Annotated in this window: 5 protein-coding genes, 2 tRNA genes and 1 pseudogene; 3 read left to right on the top strand and 5 right to left on the bottom strand. The window is 62.8% G+C overall.

Annotated features, from left to right (window positions below):
* From Q7T84_RS03635 to Q7T84_RS03620, 4 genes and pseudogenes are all read right to left on the bottom strand, one after another.
* A pseudogene (locus Q7T84_RS03635) lies at positions 1-474 on the bottom strand (NADH-quinone oxidoreductase subunit D); the annotation flags it as partial.
* Entirely contained in the window at positions 474-1,112 is a 639-nt protein-coding gene (locus Q7T84_RS03630) for an NADH-quinone oxidoreductase subunit C (protein ID WP_304806341.1), read from the bottom strand. The pseudogene Q7T84_RS03635 and the gene Q7T84_RS03630, both read right to left, overlap by 1 nt.
* A complete protein-coding gene (locus Q7T84_RS03625) occupies positions 1,109-1,690 on the bottom strand; it encodes an NADH-quinone oxidoreductase subunit B family protein (RefSeq protein ID WP_304806340.1) in 582 nt (193 codons plus the stop codon). Before Q7T84_RS03625 ends, Q7T84_RS03630 begins: the two co-directional genes overlap by 4 nt.
* Positions 1,660-2,037, bottom strand: a complete 378-nt coding sequence (locus Q7T84_RS03620) for an NADH-quinone oxidoreductase subunit A (RefSeq protein ID WP_304806339.1) — start codon at positions 2,035-2,037, stop codon at positions 1,660-1,662. Before Q7T84_RS03620 ends, Q7T84_RS03625 begins: the two co-directional genes overlap by 31 nt.
* A gap of 451 nt (positions 2,038-2,488) precedes the next feature.
* Between Q7T84_RS03620 and Q7T84_RS03615 the strand changes: the two genes are divergently transcribed.
* From Q7T84_RS03615 to Q7T84_RS03605, 3 genes are all read left to right on the top strand, one after another.
* A tRNA-Asp gene (locus tag Q7T84_RS03615) sits at positions 2,489-2,565 on the top strand.
* A 63-nt stretch (positions 2,566-2,628) separates the two neighbouring features.
* A tRNA-Asp gene (locus Q7T84_RS03610) sits at positions 2,629-2,705 on the top strand.
* Positions 2,706-2,814: 109 nt separating this feature from the next.
* Positions 2,815-3,435 (top strand): Pr6Pr family membrane protein, encoded by a 621-nt coding sequence (locus tag Q7T84_RS03605; RefSeq protein WP_304806338.1) that lies wholly within the window; start codon positions 2,815-2,817, stop codon positions 3,433-3,435.
* Here Q7T84_RS03605 and Q7T84_RS03600 read toward each other — a convergent pair.
* Positions 3,432-4,004 (bottom strand): NADPH-dependent FMN reductase, encoded by a 573-nt coding sequence (locus Q7T84_RS03600; RefSeq protein WP_304806337.1) that lies wholly within the window; start codon positions 4,002-4,004, stop codon positions 3,432-3,434. The genes Q7T84_RS03605 and Q7T84_RS03600 overlap by 4 nt on opposite strands.
* Positions 4,005-4,189 lie beyond the last annotated feature (185 nt).

Raw genomic sequence — 4,189 nt, 5'->3', positions numbered from 1 at the left:
CCCGCAGGCGCGCTCATAGAACACCATAAGCTTCTCGCGCTCTTCGAAGCCCCACAGCGGCGGGGTGAGCGCGCCAACGTCCATGGCCTGGGTGGTGACGTTGAGCAGGTGGTTCAGGATCCGGCCGATCTCCGAGAACATCACCCGGATCAGCGACCCGCGGATCGGAACCTCAAGATCCAGCAGTTTCTCGATAGCCAGACAGAACGCGTGTTCCTGGTTCATCGGCGCCACGTAGTCGAGGCGGTCGAAGTACGGGATGTTCTGGAGGTAGGGCCGGTCCTCCATCAGCTGTTCGGTGCCGCGATGCAGCAGGCCGATGTGCGGGTCGACCCGCTCCACGACTTCGCCGTCCAGCTCCAGGACCAGGCGCAGAACGCCGTGGGCCGCAGGGTGCTGCGGGCCGAAATTGATGTTGAACTTGCGGACCGGGGTTTCCGGAGTGGTCACGGGTGTCGAAGCGTCGTCAGCCATCACTTCGTGCCTCCCGCTTGGGGCGCGCCGGCCCCGCCCACCTTCTCGTCACCCGGCAGCACGTAATCGGCGCCTTCCCACGGCGAGAGGAAGTCCCAGTTTCGATATTCGACGGCCTTGACCGGCTCATAGACGACGCGCTTCAGCTCGTCGTCGTAGCGCAGCTCGACATAACCCGTCATCGGGAAGTCCTTGCGCAGCGGATGGCCGTGGAAGCCGTAGTCGGTCAGGATCCGGCGCAAGTCGGGGTGGCCTTCGAAGAAGATCCCGTACATGTCGAACGCCTCGCGCTCGAACCAGTCAGCGCAGGGATAGACGCCCGTGATCGTCGGGACCGGCGTATCTTCGTCGGTCTGAATCTTCAGGCGGCAGCGATAGTTCTTGGTCAGCGACAGCAGGTGGTAGACCACGTCGAACCGCTGGACACGGTCCGGATAGTCGACCCCGCAGAGGTCGATCAGTTGCTGGAAGGCGAACTGGTCGCGCAGTTGCGTCAGCGCTTGCACGATCCGGTTGGCCGGAGCGGTCAGGGTCAGTTCGCCATAGGCCACGTCATAGCCGGCGACCGCGCCGGCTGCTGACGTGACGATCTCGTTGCCCAGCGCGTGCAGGGCGTCCTCGGTGACGGGCCAGCTCATCGCTCGATCGTCCCCGTCCGGCGAATCTTCTTCTGCAGTTGCAGAACGCCGTAGACCAGGGCCTCAGCCGTGGGGGGGCAACCGGGCACATAGATGTCGACCGGAACGATCCGGTCGCAGCCACGCACGACGGAATAGCTGAAATAGTAATAGCCGCCGCCATTGGCGCACGAGCCCATCGAGATGACGTAGCGCGGTTCCGGCATCTGGTCGTAGACCTTGCGCAGGGCCGGAGCCATCTTGTTGCACAGCGTGCCGGCCACGATCATCACGTCCGACTGACGCGGTGAGGCGCGCGGCGCGAAACCGTACCGCTCCAGGTCATAACGCGGCATCGAGGCCTGCATCATTTCCACGGCGCAGCAGGCCAGGCCGAACGTCATCCACATAAGCGAGCCGGTGCGCGCCCAGGTGATCAGATCGTCGGCGGCCGCAGTGATAAAGCCCTTGTCGGCCAATTCGCTCGACACGCCGTCGAAGAACGGGTCGTGGACTTTGGGGTCGTAGCCCTCGACCGTCGTACGGCCGGCCGAACCCGCGGGAACGATCACTCCCATTCCAGGGCGCCTTTCTTCCACTCGTAGATGAAGCCGACGGTCAGGATGCCCAGGAAGGACATCATCGACCAGAAGGCGAACTGGGCCACGTCCTGCGGCAGCTTCATAAGCGCCACGGCCCAGGGGAACAGGAAGGCCACTTCAAGGTCGAAGATGATGAAGAGGATCGACACCAGGTAGAACCTGACGTCGAACTTCATCCGCGCGTCATCGAACGCGTTGAAGCCGCACTCATAGGTCGACATTTTTTCCGGATCGGGAGCCGACGGCGCAAGCGTCGCCGACGCCACGAGGAAGGCGAGACCCAAAACGGCCGCGATCCCCAGGAAGATCACGATGGGCAGATACTGCAAAAGAAAGGCGTTCATGGAATCCTCGAAGGAGTCGCGCGCCCTTCTAGACCACCATTGCGCAGGGTTCAAACGGCGTGGTGCGACCGTTGGTATCGCAGCGCGACATTAATAGCATCGTCGAAAAATTTCGCTGCGTCTGTGAGGCTCAAGCCCTTTCGCAGCTTAGGAAAACGCCGCATCGGGACCTGATTACCTTCCCCCACAGGACTGGTGCGCTAGTAATAATCACTCTCAATTAACGACCCCATTTGGAGAGGAAACCAAGGCATGGGCGGCTTTCGGACGCATTTTTGTGTCGCAGACCGCTAGCCGCGCCTTCCCTGCTGCCTTGACCAGGCGCGGGGCGCGCCCTGCCGGAGCGATTGGCGAGGTTATACACGCCCCTCTCGCCTTCATTTGCAGATGGCCGTTGACACGATTCATGTCGGGTCATATCAGACGCCCCTCGCGGCGACGTAGCCGTCACGCGGATGTAGCTCAGTTGGTTAGAGCGCCGGCCTGTCACGCCGGAGGTCGCGGGTTCGAGTCCCGTCATTCGCGCCACTTCTTTTTTTCGCTTCTCAGCGGTTCAAGTTCCGGTCGATCCGGGGTTAGAACAGCCGGTCTGCGGATGTAGCTCAGTTGGTTAGAGCGCCGGCCTGTCACGCCGGAGGTCGCGGGTTCGAGTCCCGTCATTCGCGCCACCCCCTCCCGCACAATTCAGGAAGACCCGATCCCCGCCCCTTGGCGCGGAAGGCTTGACCATTCCCACCGACAGGCGATCCTGCACAGACCGCCAGCCAGGGAACGGCCATGAAAGCCTATCGCTCGATCGCCGCGCTCATTGTGTGGTTTGGCCTGCTGCTTCAGTACGTCCTGATGGTGCGCGGTCAGAGCGGCGAGGTTTTCGTCACCCGCACCATCAACTTCCTCAGCTACTTCACCATCCTCAGCAATCTGCTGGCGGCCGTGGCCTTCTCGGCGCCCGCCGTGGCGCCCGCCAGCCCAATCGGCCGCGTCTTCGCCAAGCCCTCGGTCCGCACCGCCATCGTACTCTACACAACGGTCACGGCTGCGACCTACATCGTGATCCTTCAGGGCCTATGGGACCCTCAAGGCTTGCAGTGGGTGGCCGACACCACCCTGCACTACGTGACTCCAGCGCTCTTCCTGATCGACTGGCTGCTGTTCACTCAGAAGGGCGCACTGCGTTGGGGGTCGGTCCTGCCCTGGCTGGCTTTCCCGGTGGCCTACGGCCTCTACAGCCTATTCCGGGGACCGCTGTCGGGCTTCTATCCCTACCCGTTCCTCGACACCTCGCACCTTGGCCTCGCCAAGGTGCTGGTCAACATGGCGGCGATGAGCGGCTTCTTCCTGGTGTTGGGTTTGGCCTTCATCCTCATCGACCGCCTGCTGAAGCGTCGGCGCGCCTAGCCTGCGGCGCGCATCGTCTTCAGCGCACCGGCCCAACGCGCCAGTTCGTCGAGCATCACCTTGGCCGAAGTTTCATGGAGGTCGTTCGGCGTGAAGTTCTTTTCGGCGTCCAGATGTTGCGGGAACATCGGGATCGTCACCTGCTCAGGCAGCGGCATGATCTTGAAGCTGGTTAGCATCAGCTTCTCAACCTGAACGGCGCGAAGCCCTCCCGAAACCCCGCCATAGCTGACGAAGCTGGCCACCTTGTTTCCCCACTCGTGGACCAGATAGTTCATCGCATTCACCAGCGAGGGCGGCGGGCCGTAGTTGTACTCCGGCGTCACGAACACGAAGGCGTCGGCGCTCTCGACGCTCGCGCTCCAGGCCTTGGTATGGTCGTGCTCATACTTCCGCAGACGCGGATGGTGCGGCTCGTCGTAGACTGGCAGGTCGAAGTCGGCGAGATCGACAAGCTCAGCCTCAAACCCGCCATGCGCCTTGGCGTAGGTCTCGAACCATCGGCCGATCGATATCCCGACGCGGCCGGGACGGGTAGAGCAAACGATGATGTTCAGCTTCAGGGACATGGTCGACCTCGTGGAATGCTGAGGTCAGCTATAGCCTGCTGAGCGCTGATCGCTAGCTAGCCGGGCGGTCCCTGCGCGAACGCGGGCAGGCCCGGTGTCATCTGATGCCAGGGCGGCGCCTCGGCGGTCCAGATATGCATGGCCGGCGACAGCGCGGACGGGTCGTCCAGGCTGCCGACCTTCAC

Origin of the sequence: Phenylobacterium sp., assembly GCF_030654915.1 — a bacterium.
Taxonomy (GTDB): Bacteria; Pseudomonadota; Alphaproteobacteria; order Caulobacterales; family Caulobacteraceae; genus Phenylobacterium.
This window is presented reverse-complemented; position numbering and strand designations above follow the sequence as displayed.